This is a genomic window from Loktanella salsilacus (assembly GCF_024206795.1).
GTDB classification, from domain to species: domain Bacteria; phylum Pseudomonadota; class Alphaproteobacteria; order Rhodobacterales; family Rhodobacteraceae; genus Loktanella; species Loktanella salsilacus.
Window position 1 is genome coordinate 3,291,982 of sequence record NZ_CP072994.1, and the last position, 18,088, is coordinate 3,310,069.

23 protein-coding genes and 1 tRNA gene are annotated in these 18,088 nt (G+C 59.1%); 12 read left to right on the forward strand and 12 right to left on the reverse strand.

Features of this window, described 5'->3' with window-relative positions:
• Positions 1 to 33 precede the first annotated feature (33 nt).
• On the forward strand, positions 34 to 1,422 hold the full coding sequence (ahcY, locus tag KBW81_RS15905) for an adenosylhomocysteinase (protein ID WP_090188540.1): 1,389 nt from the start codon (positions 34 to 36) through the stop codon (positions 1,420 to 1,422).
• 129 nt (positions 1,423 to 1,551) lie between these two features.
• Positions 1,552 to 1,893, forward strand: coding sequence for a DUF2853 family protein (locus KBW81_RS15910; protein WP_254247849.1), 342 nt, complete (start codon positions 1,552 to 1,554; stop codon positions 1,891 to 1,893).
• Between the two features lie 47 nt (positions 1,894 to 1,940).
• Here KBW81_RS15910 and KBW81_RS15915 read toward each other — a convergent pair whose 3' ends face one another.
• From KBW81_RS15915 to tsaD, 3 genes are read right to left on the reverse strand one after another with little or no spacing between them, the layout of a single operon-like run.
• Positions 1,941 to 2,354 (reverse strand): EVE domain-containing protein, encoded by a 414-nt coding sequence (locus tag KBW81_RS15915; protein WP_254247850.1) that lies wholly within the window; start codon positions 2,352 to 2,354, stop codon positions 1,941 to 1,943.
• 1 nt (position 2,355) lies between these two features.
• Positions 2,356 to 3,306: an NAD(P)H-dependent glycerol-3-phosphate dehydrogenase gene (locus tag KBW81_RS15920; protein ID WP_254247851.1), complete on the reverse strand. Its 951-nt coding sequence runs from the start codon at positions 3,304 to 3,306 to the stop codon at positions 2,356 to 2,358.
• Complete coding sequence (gene tsaD, locus KBW81_RS15925) at positions 3,303 to 4,391, reverse strand: tRNA (adenosine(37)-N6)-threonylcarbamoyltransferase complex transferase subunit TsaD (protein ID WP_254247852.1); 1,089 nt, start codon at positions 4,389 to 4,391, stop codon at positions 3,303 to 3,305. The genes KBW81_RS15920 and tsaD overlap by 4 nt, the downstream gene beginning before the upstream one ends.
• Before the next feature lie 70 nt (positions 4,392 to 4,461).
• On the opposite strand from tsaD, the gene KBW81_RS15930 reads away from it, so the two are divergent.
• The 5 genes from KBW81_RS15930 to KBW81_RS15950 all read left to right on the forward strand — a co-directional run bounded on the left by KBW81_RS15930 (position 4,462) and on the right by KBW81_RS15950 (position 8,833).
• A complete protein-coding gene (locus KBW81_RS15930) occupies positions 4,462 to 5,160 on the forward strand; it encodes a uroporphyrinogen-III synthase (RefSeq protein ID WP_254247853.1) in 699 nt (232 codons plus the stop codon).
• Between the two features lie 82 nt (positions 5,161 to 5,242).
• The gene (locus KBW81_RS15935) at positions 5,243 to 6,472 is read left to right on the forward strand and encodes a COG4223 family protein (protein ID WP_254247854.1); all 1,230 of its coding nucleotides are present in this window, start codon (positions 5,243 to 5,245) and stop codon (positions 6,470 to 6,472) included.
• An 11-nt stretch (positions 6,473 to 6,483) separates the two neighbouring features.
• Positions 6,484 to 7,938, forward strand: coding sequence for a heme biosynthesis protein HemY (locus KBW81_RS15940; protein WP_254247855.1), 1,455 nt, complete (start codon positions 6,484 to 6,486; stop codon positions 7,936 to 7,938).
• A 43-nt stretch (positions 7,939 to 7,981) separates the two neighbouring features.
• Positions 7,982 to 8,057, forward strand: a tRNA-Thr gene (locus tag KBW81_RS15945).
• A 125-nt stretch (positions 8,058 to 8,182) separates the two neighbouring features.
• Entirely contained in the window at positions 8,183 to 8,833 is a 651-nt protein-coding gene (locus KBW81_RS15950) for a hypothetical protein (protein ID WP_254247856.1), read from the forward strand.
• 2 nt (positions 8,834 to 8,835) lie between these two features.
• Here the strand turns inward: KBW81_RS15950 and KBW81_RS15955 are convergent, their stop codons facing one another.
• The 7 genes from KBW81_RS15955 to pyk form a co-directional block, all read right to left on the reverse strand.
• On the reverse strand, positions 8,836 to 9,282 hold the full coding sequence (locus KBW81_RS15955; protein ID WP_090188516.1) for an ASCH domain-containing protein: 447 nt from the start codon (positions 9,280 to 9,282) through the stop codon (positions 8,836 to 8,838).
• Positions 9,279 to 10,352, reverse strand: a complete 1,074-nt coding sequence (gene pheS, locus KBW81_RS15960; protein WP_254247857.1) for a phenylalanine--tRNA ligase subunit alpha — start codon at positions 10,350 to 10,352, stop codon at positions 9,279 to 9,281. Before pheS ends, KBW81_RS15955 begins: the two co-directional genes overlap by 4 nt.
• 116 nt (positions 10,353 to 10,468) lie before the next feature.
• Positions 10,469 to 11,557: a Hint domain-containing protein gene (locus KBW81_RS15965; RefSeq protein ID WP_254247858.1), complete on the reverse strand. Its 1,089-nt coding sequence runs from the start codon at positions 11,555 to 11,557 to the stop codon at positions 10,469 to 10,471.
• Between the two features lie 360 nt (positions 11,558 to 11,917).
• A complete protein-coding gene (gene rplT / locus KBW81_RS15970) occupies positions 11,918 to 12,277 on the reverse strand; it encodes a 50S ribosomal protein L20 (protein WP_090188510.1) in 360 nt (119 codons plus the stop codon).
• 12 nt (positions 12,278 to 12,289) lie between these two features.
• A complete protein-coding gene (gene rpmI / locus KBW81_RS15975; protein WP_090188508.1) occupies positions 12,290 to 12,490 on the reverse strand; it encodes a 50S ribosomal protein L35 in 201 nt (66 codons plus the stop codon).
• A gap of 108 nt (positions 12,491 to 12,598) precedes the next feature.
• The gene (locus KBW81_RS15980) at positions 12,599 to 12,823 is read right to left on the reverse strand and encodes a hypothetical protein (protein WP_090188505.1); all 225 of its coding nucleotides are present in this window, start codon (positions 12,821 to 12,823) and stop codon (positions 12,599 to 12,601) included.
• A 34-nt stretch (positions 12,824 to 12,857) separates the two neighbouring features.
• A complete protein-coding gene (gene pyk, locus KBW81_RS15985) occupies positions 12,858 to 14,303 on the reverse strand; it encodes a pyruvate kinase (RefSeq protein WP_090188502.1) in 1,446 nt (481 codons plus the stop codon).
• A gap of 128 nt (positions 14,304 to 14,431) precedes the next feature.
• Between pyk and KBW81_RS15990 the strand changes: the two genes are divergently transcribed.
• A complete protein-coding gene (locus tag KBW81_RS15990) occupies positions 14,432 to 15,169 on the forward strand; it encodes an N-formylglutamate amidohydrolase (RefSeq protein WP_254247859.1) in 738 nt (245 codons plus the stop codon).
• Between the two features lie 12 nt (positions 15,170 to 15,181).
• Complete coding sequence (locus KBW81_RS15995; RefSeq protein WP_254247860.1) at positions 15,182 to 15,472, forward strand: DUF1244 domain-containing protein; 291 nt, start codon at positions 15,182 to 15,184, stop codon at positions 15,470 to 15,472.
• A gap of 34 nt (positions 15,473 to 15,506) precedes the next feature.
• Here KBW81_RS15995 and KBW81_RS18770 read toward each other — a convergent pair whose 3' ends face one another.
• Positions 15,507 to 15,635: a hypothetical protein gene (locus KBW81_RS18770; protein WP_281245321.1), complete on the reverse strand. Its 129-nt coding sequence runs from the start codon at positions 15,633 to 15,635 to the stop codon at positions 15,507 to 15,509.
• A 147-nt stretch (positions 15,636 to 15,782) separates the two neighbouring features.
• Positions 15,783 to 15,941, reverse strand: coding sequence for a hypothetical protein (locus tag KBW81_RS16000; RefSeq protein WP_254247861.1), 159 nt, complete (start codon positions 15,939 to 15,941; stop codon positions 15,783 to 15,785).
• 45 nt (positions 15,942 to 15,986) lie between these two features.
• Here KBW81_RS16000 and KBW81_RS16005 point away from each other — a divergent pair, with 45 nt between their 5' ends.
• Genes KBW81_RS16005 through KBW81_RS16015 form a run of 3 tightly spaced genes read left to right on the forward strand, consistent with a single transcriptional unit; the run spans position 15,987 to position 18,019 of the window.
• Complete coding sequence (locus tag KBW81_RS16005; protein WP_254247862.1) at positions 15,987 to 16,373, forward strand: MAPEG family protein; 387 nt, start codon at positions 15,987 to 15,989, stop codon at positions 16,371 to 16,373.
• A 22-nt stretch (positions 16,374 to 16,395) separates the two neighbouring features.
• A complete protein-coding gene (locus tag KBW81_RS16010; RefSeq protein WP_254247863.1) occupies positions 16,396 to 16,755 on the forward strand; it encodes a YciI family protein in 360 nt (119 codons plus the stop codon).
• Positions 16,756 to 16,759: 4 nt separating this feature from the next.
• Entirely contained in the window at positions 16,760 to 18,019 is a 1,260-nt protein-coding gene (locus KBW81_RS16015; protein WP_254247864.1) for an RNA polymerase sigma factor, read from the forward strand.
• Positions 18,020 to 18,088 lie beyond the last annotated feature (69 nt).

The window sequence follows — 18,088 nt, forward strand, 5'->3', positions numbered from 1 at the left end:
TTGCGCAAAGCTGATGCGCAAGGAACATGCAACATGACTCAGGACTACATCGTCAAGGATATCGCCCTTGCTGCCTATGGCCGCAAAGAATTGGATATTGCCGAAACCGAAATGCCGGGCCTGATGGCCTGCCGCGACGAATACGGCACGACGAAGCCTTTGGCTGGTGCGCGCATCGTTGGATCGCTGCATATGACGATCCAGACCGCTGTGCTAATCGAGACGCTGACAGCGCTGGGCGCTGACGTGCGCTGGGCGTCCTGCAACATCTTTTCGACCCAAGACCACGCTGCTGCCGCGATCGCCGCTGGCGGCACACCCGTTTTCGCAATCAAGGGCCAGACGCTGGAAGAGCATTGGGACTACCTTGACCGGTCCTTCCAATTCCCCGAAGGCGCGAACATGATCTTGGATGATGGCGGCGACGCGACGCTGTACATCCTGCTGGGTGCCCGCGCCGAAGCTGGCGAAGACGTCATCGCTGTGCCTCAGTCCGAAGAAGAAGTCGCGATCAAGGCGCAGATCAAGAAGCGTATGGCGCAATCCCCGGGCTGGTTCACCAAAACCCGCGACGCAATCAAAGGCGTATCCGAGGAAACGACCACAGGCGTTCACCGCCTGTATGACCTGCACAAGAAGGGTCAGCTACCGTTCCCCGCAATCAACGTGAACGATTCCGTCACCAAGTCGAAGTTCGACAACAAGTACGGCTGCAAGGAATCGCTGGTCGACGGCATCCGCCGCGCGACTGACACCATGATGGCTGGCAAAGTGGCCGTCGTCTGCGGCTATGGCGACGTTGGCAAAGGTTCTGCCGCGTCCCTAAGCGGCGCCGGCGCGCGTGTGAAAGTCACTGAAGTCGACCCGATCTGCGCCCTGCAGGCCGCCATGGACGGCTTTGAAGTTGTCCTGCTGGAAGACGTCGTCGCCACCGCCGATATCTTTATCACCACGACCGGCAACAAAGACATCATCCGCATCGAGCATATGCGCGAGATGAAGGATATGGCCATCGTCGGTAACATCGGTCACTTCGATAACGAAATTCAGGTCGCCGCGCTGAAAAACCACAAGTGGACCAACATCAAAGAGCAGGTCGACATGATCGAGATGCCTTCCGGCTCTCGTCTGATCCTGCTGTCCGAAGGCCGCTTGTTGAACCTTGGCAACGCCACGGGCCACCCGTCCTTTGTGATGTCGGCATCCTTCACCAACCAGGTGCTGGCGCAGATCGAACTGTGGACCAAGGGCGATGAATACCAGCCCGGCGTTTACATCCTGCCCAAGGTGTTGGACGAAAAGGTTGCGCGCCTGCACTTGGCCCGCATCGGCGTTAAACTGACCACGCTGCAAAAGGATCAAGCGGACTATATCGGCGTCACCGTCGAAGGCCCGTTTAAGCCTGAACACTACCGCTACTAACCACTTTCGGCCGCGTGACGGTGTTGCGCGGCCAAACTTTCCCCCTCGTTTTTTCTTGTTTGGCGCGGCAACGTCGTTTTAGGCTGCCTTAAGGCCGCTTGACGGCCGTATAGAAAACAGGGGTACGACATGGGAAAACGTGACGATCTTATCGCGAAATACGCGGAAGACATCAAAGAAAAATGCGGCATGACGCCGGATATGGACCTGCTGAAAAAGGTCACAATCGGCTGCGGCCCGTCGATTTATAACGACGACGCCAGCACTGTTGCCGGCAGCGATACCGAAGAACTTCAGCGCGTCGTTGACGGTTTCCTGCGCAAAAAGCTTGGCCTGCCCGACGGTCCCGAATTGATGGGCGGCGTGCAAAAAGCGATCGAGACCTATGGCCGGTCGAACCGCAACAAATACCGCGCCGTCATGTATTACCTACTGACCAAGCATTTCGGCAAAGAAGCCGTCTACGGCTGACATTTGCTATTCATGGCGCCCGCCAATGTGATTGGCGGGCTGTCCATCTAGGCCTGTTTTAGGCCCATCGCGCAGATCATATCCCATTCGGACTGCGTCACCGGCTGCACGGACAGGCGCGAATTCTTAACCAGCACCATGTCCGCCAACCGCGGATCGTTTTTGATCGCATCCAGCGTGACTGGCCGGTCAAAGGGCTGCGCTGCTTTGACATCGACGCAAGACCATTTGGGGTCAGGCGCGGTGGGGTCGGGGTAGGCGGGCGCGACGATATCCATGATTCCAACGACCGCCAGACCCGTGCGGGAATGATAGAAAAATGCCTGATCGCCGACCGCCATATCACGCATAAAATTCCGCGCCTGATAGTTGCGCACGCCATCCCAAGGGCTGACGCCCTTCGTGACCAGATCGTTCCAGCCAAATTCATCCGGCTCGGATTTCATCAACCAAAGCGCCATGTTATTCTTCCTTTAGCGGTCTGCTGAGCAGGTTCTGCAGCGCAGTTTTGACACTGATCTCACCCCGCGTCAGCGCGGCAACCACCGCGCAAACCGGCAGATCAATCCCCCGATCCTGCCCGAGCCGGGTGACTGCCCAAGACGTAGCGGCCCCCTCGACCGTCATCGCGGGATCAATTGCCGTGCCAGCCCCCAGTGCCAGCCCGTACCGATAATTGCGCGATAGTGGCGACGTGCAGGTCAGGGCCAGATCGCCTAAGCCTGACAGTCCGACCAAGGTCTGCGGCTCTGCCCCAAGGTTCTGTGCTAGGCGCTGCATCTCTGCAAAGCCGCGCGTCATCAGCGCGGCGCGGGCGCTGTCACCAAGGCTTGCACCAATCGCCACGCCGCAGGCAATCGCGATGACATTCTTAAGCGCACCGCCCAGCTCTGCGCCAATCGTGTCTGTCGTGCGGTAAATGCGCAGCGTACCTGTCGACAACTGCTGTTGCAGGCTCTGGCCGACGATATCATCAGCACAGGCGAGCGTCAGCGCTGTCGGCAAACCGCGTGCGATGTCGGCGGCAAAGGATGGCCCGGTCAGGATCGCAGGCATAGCATTCGGCAAGGTGCGTGCAATGGTGGCTACAGGTCCTGTCAGTGTTTCAAGGTCGATCCCCTTGCAACAAGCGACCAGCTGCTTGGCGTCCAGATGCGTAGCATTTGCCGTCAAAACGTCCCTTAGGCTTTGTGCGGGAACAGCCAGCAAAACAGTCTCTGACGCAGCGATATCGACCATATTTTCGGTGATGTTTATCCCGTCCGGAAGCGTCACATCTGGCAGGCGCGGACTGCGGCGCGTCTGCGCCATATCGCCTATATCGCGCGCCCAAAGCGTAACGCTGCGCCCATCGCGGGCTAATGCAATCGCAAGCGCCGTCCCAAAAGCGCCAGCACCGACGACGCCGATCACGCCTTTGCCCCCTTTTTGCCAGACCCCAGCATCCCCGGAGCCGCACCGTCGAGCGGCCAGCGTGGGCGCGCTGACAGGCTTAAGTCGTCGAAATCAGCGCGGGCCAGGCGATGCAGCCCCGCAAATGCGATCATGGCTGCGTTGTCCGTGCACAGCGACAGCGGCGGCGCGACAAAGCGGACGCCTGACGTTGCACAAAGGTCGGTGAGTGCGTCCCGGATCGGCATATTTGCAGCCACGCCGCCCGCGACGGCCAAGACAGGTTCTGCCGGGGATAGCGCCAGGTAAATGTCCAAAGCCCGCGCCGTTTTCGCGCGCAGCACATCGGTCATGGCCGCCTGAAATCCCGCGGCCAAATCCGATTGATCCGCCGCTTTCAGTGTCTGATCCGGTCCAATGACGCTATCACGCGCACGCAGCAGGGCAGTCTTCAGCCCCGAAAAGCTCATGTCGCAATCTGCGCGGTCTAGCAGTGGGCGTGGCAGTTTGAACCGCTTGGGATCCCCCGTTGCAGCCGCACGTTCCACAGCGGGACCGCCCGGTTGCGGCAGGCCTAGCAGCCGCGCTGTCTTGTCAAACGCCTCGCCCGGGGCGTCGTCGATGGTGCCGCCGATGCGTTCAAAGCGGTCATCGCTATGGGCGATCAGAAATTGGCAATGGCCACCAGACACAAGCAGCATCAAATAAGGAAACGCGACATCATCCGTTAGGCGCGGCGTCAGGGCATGGCCGGCTAAATGGTTCACACCAATCAGCGGAAGCCCAGTCGCGGCAGCCAGACCCTTAGCGCACATGACCCCCGACAACACGCCGCCAATCAGCCCCGGCCCAGCAGTCACCGCAATCGCATCGCAGTCCCGCAGTTTCACATTCGCCTGTAATAGAGCCTGTTCGACGCAGTGATCTACCTTTTCCGCATGCGCCCGCGCCGCAATTTCCGGCACCACACCGCCAAAGGCGGCATGCAGCGTCGTCTGGCCAAACACCACAGAGGACAGGATAACCGTTCCTTCATCATCTTGCCGCACAACGGCGGCGGCAGTGTCGTCGCAACTGCTTTCGATACCAAGGATCGTGCGTGTCATGGGGTAAGGCCTGTTGTGCTGGAACGTCTTGCACGTAACACTGGCAGCGCAATCAGACAACAAGGCCGCGATGCAACCTATTCTGATCATCACCCGCCCGGACCCCGCGGGCGCGTTATTTGCCCAAGATGTGCAGCGCGTGATGCGCAAGGCGGTGCCCATCATAAACGCCCCCGCGTTGAGGATCGTGCCGATTTCATACGATATGCCGGATGCGTCGCATGTGATCTTTACCTCTGCCCGCGCCGTCGCGCAGGCACCGATTGGTACGGGACTGACCGCGTGGTGCGTTGGCGGCGCGACAGCGGCGGCCGCAGATGCCAAAGGGTACGACGTGCGCAGCGCCGATGGTGACGCTGACGCGCTTGTCGCCATGATCACGGCGCACCACCCCGCCGGGCCGATGGTCCATTTGGCGGGTCGCCATCGCCGGGGCGCAATTGCCGCGCGCCTGACTGCCGCGGGTCTGCGCTGCACCACGATTGAGGCATATGACCAAGTCGCCCTGCCGGTCCCGCAATCGCTGATTGATGCCGCAGCCGGGTCCGTACCGCTTGTTGCGCCTATATTTTCGGCACGCTCTGCGCAGGGGCTGCTTGATCTGACGTACACTGCACCGCTGCATATCGTTGCGATCAGTGCTGCCGTCGCAAACCTGTTTCGCCATATTCCACAGGCCCGTGCCTTGACCGTTGGCCATCCCGACGCAGATCATATGACAGACATGACGATTGCTGTGCTGCGCGGTCTGGACCCGCAGGCGGAGTAGCCCTTGAGCGTAGAAGCGGCGCGGGCTAACGTCTTATGATGATGGCCGGGACGTGATCGGCAGGGACAGGAAGGTGAATTCCGTGGCGACAAAACCGGCAAATGGGCGCAGTCCGAAATCGAAGGCGAACCCGGACAAAGTGACCGAGGCTGAAATCGTCGCGACACCGCAGACGGCTGATGCGCCAGCGCAGGTCGATATGGCGATGCCGCCCCCTTCGATTGCGACGGCTGCGGAAAAACCCGCCGCGTCGACCCCCACGCCAAAGCCTGAGCCTGTGGCCCGGCAACCCAAGGCAGACGCACCTGCCACCCCGGCTAAGACGGAACCCGTCAGCACGCCGCCTCGGCAAGAGCCGGAAAAGCGCAAAGGCGTCTTCTTTCCGATGTTGCTGGGTGGCTTGATCGCGGGCGGCATCGGTTATGGCGTCGCCTATACTCAATTTGGTCAGACCACGCCTGTGGATATTGACGGCCTTCAGTCCCGCATTGATGCGCTGCAAGCGCAGGTCGATGCGGTCCCGGTCACAGATATGTCCGGCATCACGCAGGACGTGGCCACATTAAACCAGGGCGTGACCGACCTAAGCGCGAGCGTTGATGAACGCTTTGCCGCGGTGAACGACAGCATCGCCCAAGCCGGCCAACTGGCCCCGCTGATGGGTGAGCAGGCGCAAGAACAGGCCGTTGCGCAGCTAAGCGATCAGATCGCCGCACAGCAGGCCGCGCTGGAACAGCAACGCGCTGATTTGCAGGCCCAGCTTGACGCCACCCGCGCCGAGGCTGAGCAGATCCAGCAAACCGCTGTGGTGGCCGCCCGCGACCAAACCGCTCGCGCAGCCCTGTCCCGCGTCCAAGGCGCGCTTGAAAGCGGCGCGCCAATGCGCGAGCCGCTGGATGACCTTGCCAGCACGATGGACGATCCTCTGCCAGACGCGCTGACCGCTGTTGTCGACGGCGTACCTACGCTCGCCACTCTGCGCGATACCTTTCCAGAGGCATCCCGCGCTGCCCTGTCCGCCTCCCGCTCTGCGGGCGAAGCGGGGGATGATGTTGGCGGCTTTGGGTCGTTCCTACGCAATCAGTTGAATGTCCGGTCCGTTGAGGCCCGCGAGGGCACAAGCACCGACGCGACCCTGTCGCGGGCGGAAGACGCCCTGCGCAACGGCCGCCTGAACGACGCACTGGCGGAAATCGCCACGCTTCCTACTTCTGCGCGCGACGCGATGTCCGACTGGACAACGCAGGCCGAGGCGCGCGCCGCCGCCGTCGATGCTGCCGATCAGCTCGACGCTTCCCTGACAGCTAATTAAAGGCCGCAGACATGATCACAACCCTTATCAAGATCCTGATTTTTGTGGCCATCGTCACCGGCCTAACTTGGGGCGCAGTGCAGTTGATGGACGTGCAAGGCGGGGCCAATATTGCGGTCGCCGGCTATGAAATCACGCTGAACGCGCTGCAATTGGTCTTTGCCTTCGGTGCCTTGATCGTTGCGGTCTGGCTGGGGCTGAAACTGCTTAAACTGCTAATAGCCGTGTTCCATTTCCTCAATGGCGACGAAACTGCGATCTCTCGTCACTTTGATCGCAACCGCGAGCGTAAGGGCTTTGAGGCGCTGTCCGAAGGCCTGTTCGCCCTTGCCAGCGGCGAGGGGCATCTGGCAATGGCCAAGGCGAAACGCGCCGACAAATATCTTGACCGTCCCGAACTGACGACCCTGCTGACCGCACAGGCGGCAGAGATGACCGGCGACACCCGCACGGCAGAGACGAGCTACCGCAAACTGCTGGAAAATGACGATACACGCTTTGTCGGCGTGCGCGGGCTGATGCACCAAAAGCTGGCGATCGGCGATACAGACACCGCGCTGGGCCTTGCCCGCAAGGCGTTCGAAATCAAGCCGAAGCACGAAGAAATCCAGAACACCTTGCTCAAGCTGCAGGCTGAAAAATCCGACTGGTCCGGCGCGCGCGAAACTCTTGGTGCCAAGTTGAAATCCGGCAACCTGCCCCGCGACGTGCACAAACGCCGCGACGCCGTTCTGGCCTTATCAGAGGCGAGGGATATCCTTGACGAGGGTCAATCAATGGAGGCGCGCGAAGCCGCCATTCAGGCCAACAAGCTATCCCCCGATCTGATCCCCGCGACCGTCATGGCCGCCCGCGCGATGATCGCGAACAGCAACCCCAAGGGTGCCAGCCGCATTCTGGCGAAAACCTGGGGTGTGAACCCGCACCCGGATATCGCAGCGGCCTTTGCCGAAATCGCCCCGGACGAGGCACCAGAGGCGCGGCTGAAGCGCTTCCGCACCTTGACCAAGCAGAACCCGACCCACCCCGAAACCCAAATGCTGCTGGCCGAACTGAACATCGCGGCAGAGCATTTCCCGGACGCAAAACGTGCGCTAGGCCAACTTGTGACCGAAGACCCCACCGCACGCAGCCTGACCTTGATGGCCGCAATCGAACGCGGCGAAGGTGCTGACGATGCCGTTGTGCGCGGTTGGCTGACCCGCGCCCTGACGGCCCCGCGCGGCCCACAGTGGATTTGCGATAACTGCCAGCACATCCATGCCACGTGGACGCCGGTCTGCACCAACTGCGCGGCCTTCGACACGCTGGAATGGAAACGCCCGCCTGCTGGCGAAGTCGCCATGCCGGCCGGAACAGAGATGTTGCCGCTGATGGTCGGCCGCGCGCCAAGCGCCGAAGTAATGGACGACGAGGACGTTCTTGATGCGACTCCTGTGACTGATCCGCACGCAGACGCAAAATAGGTCTTTTCCAGTCCAGCGCGGGGTGCTAATGCAGCCCGCGTAGGCCGCACTAGCTCAGTCGGTAGAGCACATCATTCGTAATGATGGGGTCGGGGGTTCGAATCCCTCGTGCGGCACCACAACCACCTACAATTTTAACACTGCTGATTGGCCGGAAAACTCCGATAGCTATGATCTGTTATCGTATACGCATGGCCCCTCGCGTATGTCTGGTGCAACAAATGTGCCATAACGGATGACCGCCATGACTCGCCTGCCCCTGATCGCTGCCCTGTCTATCCTGCTGGCGAGCCCTGCCCTGGCCCAAGACCAAAGCTTTGCCCTAATGCTGGGCAATCGGCAGCTTGGCACGCTTAGTTTTGATGGCAGCGGCGCGAATACGCACCTTTTGTCGCGCCTCGATAACACGCCACTCAGCGTGGCTGATGGCACGTTCGAGGCAACCTCGCGTGCTTCGGGTAACACGGTCGAATACCTTGGCCAAAACCGTGGCAGCAAAAACCGTGACATCATGATCACACGCCAAGGTGCCGCGGTGGGGGCGGTCAGTGTGTCCCCAGCCGACGAAATGACTGAGCTTTCGGATGTCGCCAAGGTGCCCGCGGGGACGCTGACAACAGCGGAAGTCTTTGGGGTTTTGGCCAATGGCAAGACCTGCCCAAACCCACTGACGATGTATGATGGGCGCCGGGTTGTGCAGCTGGCAACGACGGCGATGGACACGAGCGGTGATACCGTCACCTGCCAAATGTCCTATCGCGTCACGGCGGGTAAAGGGCACCTGTCGCCCTTTAACTTTAAATCGCTGGCGATGACCGCGATTTATACCACCGGCGCGCTGTCACAGGTGACCGTCAGCGCCGGCGGTTTTGACGTTAATCTGGTGCGGCAGTAGCCTTACAGGCTGCGGCCTTCCAAATCTTCGACCATTTCGAAAAATTCAAAGATCAGCGGCATGTCATCGGACCAGCCGCCGTTCCGTTTGAAATACGCTTCTTTTGACGTCTGCCAGCCCTGCAGAGTGTAGCTGCTGCTTTCCGCCTGGGCCATTTCCTCGGTCACGTCACAAAACCGGACGTGTTCAACCCGGGTTGTGCGCACGACAATCGCGGGCGAGCCGCCCCAGTTCGCCGCAATATCGCAGCGGCCGACGACGGGCATCGCCTCCGGGTCATCCTTGAAATCGCGGAATGGCGCGCAATTCGCCGATTTTTCACCCAGTCGGACCAAGGTGATCTGCTGCTGGCATTCGGTTTTGTTGTTACCGAATTTGAACGTGCCAGCGCCGGGATAAATATCGTTTAGCTCAACGATGGCGTCATAGTCGTCTTCTTTATTGGTCATCGCGAAAGCCCCCCACGCAGCGTCGGTACATCCAGCGCGCTAAAGCCATAATGGCGTAGCCAGCGCAGGTCGGAATCAAAGAACGCCCGCAGATCGGGTATGCCGTATTTCAGCATCGCGATCCGGTCGATCCCCATGCCAAAGGCAAAGCCTTGCCACTGTGCCGGGTCGACCTTGGCGGCCTGCAGCACCTTGGGGTGGACCATACCGGACCCCAAAATCTCGAGCCAATCGTCGCCTTCGCCGACCTTGAGCGTGCCGCCTTCCCATGAACAACGGATATCCACCTCGGCAGACGGTTCGGTGAAGGGGAAGTGGGACGCGCGGAAGCGGATATCGACGTTATCAACCTCGAAATAGGACTTCACGAACTCTTCTAGCACCCACTTCAGGTTTGCCATGCTGATGTTCTTGTCGATGGCCAAACCTTCGATCTGGTGAAACATTGGCGTGTGCGTTTGGTCGTAATCGGCACGATACACGCGGCCGGGGCAAATGATGCGGATGGGGGCACCAGACGCCTCCATGCTGCGGATTTGCACGGGGCTGGTGTGCGTGCGCAGCACGGCTGGGGGGCGGTCGTCGCCCTCTGCCCGCTTCATATAAAATGTGTCCATCTCGGCCCGGGCAGGGTGGTGGCCGGGGATGTTCAGCGCGTCAAAGTTATACCAATCGGATTCGATCTGCGGCCCTTCGGCGACGGCAAAGCCCATATCGGCAAAGATCGCAGTGACCTCTTCGGTGACTTGGCTGATCGGGTGGATCGTGCCCTCAGGGCGACCGCGCGACGGCAGTGTCACGTCCAGCCATTCACTGCGCAGACGCTCGTCCAGCGCGGCATCGCCCAGTGCGGATTTTTTCGCCAGTAGGGCAGAGTTAATCTCGTCTTTCAGCGCGTTCAGCGCGGGGCCAGCGGTCTGCCGTTGCTCAGGCGACATCTTGCCCAGCTCGCGCATTTGCAACGAAATCTCGCCCTTCTTGCCAAGGGCCTGCACGCGCAGATCCTCAATGGCCGACTCGTCCGCCGCTGTCGCGATCAGTTCCAGATATTTCGACTTCAGATCGTCCATCTTCGTCCCCTTGGTGCTTGGCTTGGTGCTAACGCCAAGTGCCCCTCGGCGCAAGATCGCGGCCTGCGGGCAAGACCGATGGTGCCGAAAAAGGCGACCAGAGGATGAGGAGGAGGTCAAGTTGGCTTGGCAGGATCAAGGCAGCGTTCTTGGTATGGGTATGGCGAATTTTCCCATTTGCGTTGCACCGGGCGCTGATAGGCACCTTTTCCCGCGTAGGCCGTTGGCCGGATCGGAACCCGACGGCCTTTGTGCGGCCCGGCGATGATGTGCGCAGTCAGACGCGCTGTTTCGTCGTTCGGTTGGCTGGCAAAAGCTTCGGACTGCGCAAAGCCCAAGCCAATCGCGTCTTGCCGCGCTGGTCGCATGGCGTCACCGATAAACAAGTTTTCTGCTTCGACCCCGTTGGCCAGCAGCGTGAGGTGTTTAGCGCAGTGAAGATGGTGGTAGGTCACAGTTTCCATACCCATCGCGAATTCAGCCATATGGCCGACAAGCGTCACGGCAGGCGCGAAGCAGTCAGCGTTTTTGAATAGGGTTTCTGTCATGGGGTGCCGTAGTTGAACGCGGTTCTGTTGTGGCACGATAAGATCGTCAAATGGCGCGAACTCTCTGGTGACGTCGGCCCTGATCCTGACGGGAACGAGCCTCTGGTATTGGTCATCACAAAGCGAGGTCAGGTTGATCGTTGTCGATCCGGCCCACAATACCGCGTGCGGATGCCCAGAGGTATCGAGGACAACCTCGCCCGGCCTGATGTCTTCGACCAATACGTTTCCGCGTCGAGTCACGATGCGAGTGCCAGACGCGAAGCCGGGGACGAATCCGTCCAGCTTTAACGGCGTATCTGCAGAAATAATAACGCTGGCCGTGACCGCGCTTAACGGAGGCAATCCGTCCGGCGTGTAAAAGTAGACTTGGTCATCTACCTCAAAGGCCGAAATCCCTTTGCTAAACAGGGGGATGTTTCCAATGCCCCGCTTAAAAATTGTCCCAGAGCCGATGTAGGTCAACGCATCCGTCTGGCCGCTGCCATCGCGGGCGAATGTAGCGGGGGCACCTGAATTCAGTGTTCCATCGGTTGTATTGATGGTCGCGGCAATCGGAGGACCTATATCGCTGAATACAATTTTATTGAGATTCCCACCTTGAAGGTCTGCAAGACTTCCGTTGAAGGCGCGAACAGTGATGCTGATGGACCCCATGATCGTCTCCTTTCTCTGGAAATCTGCGCACCTCTGGTGCCGTGATCTACTCTGACCCTGCAGACATTGGGGGTTTTTGGGATCGATTTGCCAAGGTCAAACTTCGGTCATATGTGCAGCAATTAGTGTGTAAATTTCAGTTAATCTTTTAAAAACATATGATTGGATGCCAGTCCCCTACGGGAAAAGTAGTCCAATTTGCAGAAGCGTTGATCTGGAAAAACCCCATTCGGGTCCATTTACCCTGAAATGCACGCCCTTAAAGGGGGTGTTTCCACGATGGCAGTAGTAGGGATGCGAATCGCCAAGCAAAAAGGCCGCCCAAGGGCGGCCTTCCTGTAGATTGGAAAAAAGCGTTGCTTAAGCCAGTGCAGCTTTGGCTTTGTTCACGATTGCTTCGAACGCAGCAGGCTCGTGCACGGCCAGATCGGCCAGAACCTTACGGTCGACTTCGATGCCGGCCAGGGACAGACCGTTGATGAAGCGGGAATAGGTCATCGCTTCGTCAACCGAACGCACACCTGCGTTGATCCGCTGGATCCAAAGGCTGCGGAAATTCCGCTTGCGATTGTGCCGGTCGCGGGTTGCATACTGGTTCGCTTTGTCGACGGCCTGCTTGGCGACCTTGAAGGTCTTAGAGCGACGGTCGAAATAACCTTTTGCAGCGTCGAGAACTTTCTTGTGACGACGGTGCGTGACGGTACCACCTTTAACGCGCATATCAAATTCTCCTTAACGTGCGTAGGGCATCATGCTCTTGATGATCTTCGCATCAGGAGCTGACAAAAGGGTCGTGCCGCGTGCGTCACGAATGAATTTGGTAGTGCGCTTGATCATGCCATGGCGCTTGCCGGCCTGACCTGCTTTGACTTTGCCACTGGCAGTCATGCTGAACCGCTTTTTGCAGCTCGATTTTGTCTTCATCTTCGGCATTTCCGTCTCCTCTGGGGTAGCGGTGAACGTGCGACTCGGCATGCCAACTTGGCCGGACGCGCGGGTTGAGCGGGCCTTGTAGGCCCGCTTTGGTTTCTTGGCAAGTCGTTAGCGTGTAAAGTCAGCGAATACGCGGACAATCACATCGGGCACCGTATCATAGCCATAAGCGCCGGGTCGTTCGCGGACAGCATAGGCGATCATGACCGAGCCGATTAGAATGGTCAGCATGGGTGCGCGAGGCACCCTGCTGTCCATAAAGGCACTGACGATCGCAGGGATCGCAAGCACAATGATAAAGAAGCCGACAACAAAAATTACGTCGGTATCCATAATTGCGCCCTAGACCATTAAATATCGGCTAACGTTATTCCGATTCAGACTGATAAATCAAGCGCTCAGCGCATGGCGCAACCCTAAGGATGTTCGTCGAGCCGGGCGTGTTGAACGGCACACCAGCGGTGATGACGATCATATCGTCCTCAGTCGCCATGTTTTCAGCTTTTGCAGCGCGCACAGCTGCGATCACAGCATCCTTGAACCGATCGACGGGACCGGACAGTACGCAATTTGTGCCCCATGTCAGGCACAACCGACGGGCGGTCCGGATTTCGTTGGTTAGCGCCAGAATTGGCACGCGGGGGCGTTCGCGCGCGACCAGTAGGGCGGTCACGCCGCTTTGCGAAAAGCAGCAGATCGCAGCGATATGCGCAGCTTCTGCGATTTCGCGCGCCGCGGCCACAATACCGTCGGCGACCGTGTTGCGCTGTGCTTTACGGCTGCTTTCGATAATTTCGGTATAGGTCGGATCGGCCTCGACCTCTTGCGCGACGTTGTCCATCGTCTGCACGGCTTCGATCGGGAACGATCCGGCAGCGGATTCGGCGGACAGCATGATCGCGTCGGCACCTTCGTAGATCGCAGTCGCCACGTCAGAGACTTCGGCCCGTGTCGGCATCGGCGAATCGATCATCGATTCCAGCATCTGCGTTGCAACGATCACCGGCTTGGCAGCCGCGCGGCACTTGCGCACCAGCTGCTTCTGGATCGGCGGCACGTTCTGCACAGGCAGCTCAACACCCAGGTCGCCACGGGCAACCATGATGCCGTCGCTGACAGCCAAAATCTCGTCAAAGACTTTGACGGCGTTTGGCTTTTCAATCTTGGACAGGATCGCAGCGCGGCCTTTGCACAGGGCGCGGGCCTCTTCGACGTCAGCGGCACGCTGGACAAAGGACAGCGCCAGCCAGTCAACGCCCAGCTCGCACACGAATTCCAGATCCTTGCGGTCCTTGTCCGACAGCGCGGCAAGCGGCAGGATCACGTCAGGTACGTTCACGCCCTTGCGGTTGGAAATCATGCCGCCAACGATCACTTCGCAATCGGCGAAATCAGCGCCGCATGCCTTGACGCGCAGCTTGATTTTACCATCGTTCACCAGCAGGTGGGCACCCGGCTCTAGCGCATCGAAAATCTCTTTGTGGGGCAGCTTAACGCGGTTCACGTCGCCTTCGTCATCGTTCAGGTCCAGACGGAAGGACGCGCCGACTTCCAGCATTTCTTCGCCGTTCTTGAACACGCCAACGCGCAGCTTTGGCCCCTGAAGGTCGGCCAGAATGCAGATCGGGCTGCCAAGGTCTTCTTCGACCTGGCGGATCATGGCGTGGCGCACGCGAATTTCTTCGTGGCTGCCGTGCGACATGTTCAGGCGAAATACATCGGCGCCTGCCTCGTGCAGCTTGCGGATCATCTCATATGTATTGGATGCCGGGCCGAGGGTGGCAACGATCTTGACGTGACGATTACGTTTCATCGAAATTGGGTCCCTTTTACGGTGGGCTGCACGGTGTTAGCGGTAACGCCGTTTTCGTGGCCCTTATTGCTTAATTCCATTCCTGCCACAACTATTCTAAATGCGGTGAAGAAAGAATGACAGGTGACATGCTGAAAACTGCCTATGAAATAAGCGGTGCGGTTCGCTCTGGCCGGTGGCTGGTGACCGTCGATCATGCCAGCAATGCGGTGCCTGATTGGGTCAATGGCGGCGATCTGGGCTTGCCTGCCGCTGACATGAATCGTCACATCGCCTACGACGTTGGCGCCTTGGGCGTCGCGCAAGGGATTGGCGAAGCACTGAATTCCCCGGTGATCGCTTCTCGGTTTTCCCGGCTGGTCATCGACCCCAATAGGGGAGAGCTTGATCCGACGCTGTTGATGAAGCTTTATGACGGCACAGTCATCCCTGCCAACGCCCGCGCAGGTGATGCGGAAAAAGAAGCACGCCTTGACCGGCTGCACCGCCCTTATCATGCTGCGATCGCGGACCTTGCGGCGCAGCGCGCGGCCCCTGTCATCTGCGCTATCCACAGTTTTACGCCGCAGCTTAAGGGTCGCCCGCCCCGCCCATGGGAAGTCGGCGTGCTTTATGCCGCCGACGCGCGCTTGGCAGGGCCCTTTATCGCCGCTTGCCGTGCGCAGGGTTGGACGACAGGCGACAATCAGCCCTATTCCGGCCACCTGCCCGGCGATAGTATCGACCGACACGCGCTGAAACACGGCCGCCCCAACCTGCTGATTGAGGTGCGCCACGATTTGATTGAAACACCGCAAGGCCAAGCCGACTGGGCCGCACGCCTTGCCCCGCTTTTACAACAGGTTCTGGCCGACACCGGCCTTTGAAGGAGAGTTACGATGGACGATCAAACCAAACTAGAACTAGAAGCCGCCGCCTTTCGCCGTCTGCAGCAGCACCTGATGCAGGACCGCCCTGACGCACAGAACATCGACATGATGAACTTGGCGGGCTTTTGTCGCAACTGCCTGTCGCGCTGGTACCAAGAGGCCGCGAACGAGCGCGGGATCGAAATGACCAAGGCAGAGGGACGAGAGGCGTTCTATGGCATGCCGTTCGAAGAGTGGCAGGCAAAGCACCAGACCGAAGCCACGCCCGAGGCGCAGGCCGCTTTCAAAGAGACCCACTAAACGAAAAGGCCGCCCCATTCGGGCGGCCTTTGCATTACTTCTCTTCGGGCTTGTCGTCCTTGAGGGGGATATGATCCGCACCCTCTGGCCGGTTCTTCTGACGCTCGTTTGCGTCAACTGCTTTACCGTTGCCGGTGGTGCTGTCGTTTGTTTCGCCGCTCATGATTTATACTCCTTCATATTGAAGGGTGAACACGTCCCCGCGCGGGGAAGTTCCATAAAAGCTTGCGATTTGGTGTCGACTGCAGCGGGAATTTACCTTTCAAGGTGTCTTGTAACAGCACTTTCGCGGCGATCTGCTGCACGTTGCTTACCTTCGGTGCCAACGTATTTTGCATCGCGCATGCTCATTTTCCGCAAAGTAGACCTTGGTGCAGATCGTTGCCAACGCCCGCGTTTCGCGCTGCGTGTTGACTGTAGCGAACGGCCACAGAATTTTTTTCTCAACCATGTCGAAATCTGCAATCATCAGACGTCCTTGGGGTATCGAACCCTCATATAGAAAGGAGTTGTGATGGTTTTCGCGATTACCCCAATCTACGCACTACCTGTCGCGGCGATTTATCTGATCCTCTGGCTTCGCGTTTCTTCAACCCGAGCGGCCACGGGCGTGTCGTTTGGCGATGGTGGCAATGCCGACTTGTTGCAACGTATCCGCCAGCATGGAAATGCAGCAGAGTGGTCGACCTTCGTTCTTATCTTAATGATGCTGGCCGAAGGTATGGGCGCATTCCCTGTTTGGCTGCATATTTCGGGCGGATTGCTTCTTGTTGGACGTGTCTCGCACCCGTTCGGGCTTAAGCCCGACAACGCAGGGCACATACTGCGTTACGTCGGCAATGGCACCAACCTGCTTGCCGCTGTGACTGCCATGATATGCATCGCCACCCACATTTTTTGACTGACAGAATAAGAGAAATTCCATGCAATACATGCTTTTGATCTACAATAATCCCGTGCTGGAACCAGCCCATGGAACACCTGCGTTCAAACAGATGATGGACGGCTATTTCGTTGTGAATGAACGCATGAAAGCCGATGGCGTCCTGCGGTCTGGCGACGGGCTGCAAGGTGTCGAAACTGCCACGACTTTGCGTATCAAGTCGGGAAAAGTGGAAACGATGGATGGTCCATTTGCAGAAACGCGCGAACATTTGGGTGGGTACTATGTGATTGATGTGCCTGATCTGGATGCCGCGTTGACCTATGCGGCCCTAATCCCGTCGGCGCATTTCGGCACGATCGAAGTGCGCCCCGTGATGGATTACAACCCCGCAGGCTAAGAGCATGGTCAATCCCGCCCCCGGCGCTGTCAGCGCCATCACAGTAGCAAAGGACCTTGACCGTGTCATGCGGTCAGACCGAGGGCGGCTTTTGGCCGCCCTGGCCGCAGGACTGCGCGATATTTCGTTAGCCGAGGAGGTATTACAAGAGGCCGCGATCTCGGCCCTGGCGCATTGGGGGCGGTCCGGGTTGCCCAGATCGCCGCAGGGCTGGTTGCTGCAAGTGGCACGGCGAAAGGCCATCGACCGCCTGCGCGGGACCACAAGAGAGGCGCAAAAGACCCGCGCTTTGGCGGTCCTGATCCCGGATGAGGAGGCCCCTCAGTCCGAGACTATACCCGATCAGCGCTTGCGCCTGATCTTTGCTTGCTGTCACCCAGCGCTTGAGCTGAAGTCGCGCGTGGCGCTGACGCTGCGCAGTGTCTGCGGCTTGACAACCGCCGAAATTGCCCGCGCTTTTCTTGATACAGAGCCGACGATGGGACAACGCCTTAGCCGTGCGAAAGCCAAGATCGCTGTCGCTGGCATCCCCTTTGCAATCCCAGAGGCTGACCTTTGGCCATCACGCCTCGAATCCGTGCTGACGACAGTTTATCTGATCTTTACCACGGGCTATCTGGCCCCGACGGATGAATCGCGCGATCTGTGCCGCGAGGCCGAATTTCTAATGCGGCTGATTGATCAACTACGGCCAGACGATCCTGAAATCGAAGGTGCACTGGCGATGATGCTACTGACCGCCGCGCGGCGGCGGGCACGGATTGGCGTCGATGGGATAAGCCTTCCACCTCGTATGCAAAACCGAAGCTTATGGGACGCCTCTCGCGTTGCCGAGGGTCGCGCAATCCTTGCGCGTGCCATGGAACGCCTGCAACCCGGGCCATACCAAATAAAAGCCGCCATAGCGGACTGCCACATGGCTGAACCCGGACCTGATTGGCCGCAAATTGCGGCCCTCTATTTTGCACTTTGGTGCCACGAGCCAACGCCGATTGTCAGCCTGAACGCAGCTGTCGCCATCGCCGAGGCCGGTGATCCAACGCATGGTTTGGCAATTATAGAGGGGCTCGAGGAGCAGCTTCGGGACTATCAGCCTTGGCACGCAGCCCGCGCTGCGATGTTAGGTATGACAGGTGACAAGTTTGCTGCGGCGCAGGCCTATCGCCGCGCCATCGCAATGGCACCAACCGCGCCGGATGCGCTGTTTCTGGAACAACGTTTGGCCGATATTGAAACGCAGGAAAACGTGCAGCCTGACGCATAAACCGCGTCCAAATATTGGTGGCGAACGCGTGATCTTGGCCCGCAACACTTGATACAGTGTTGACCTACC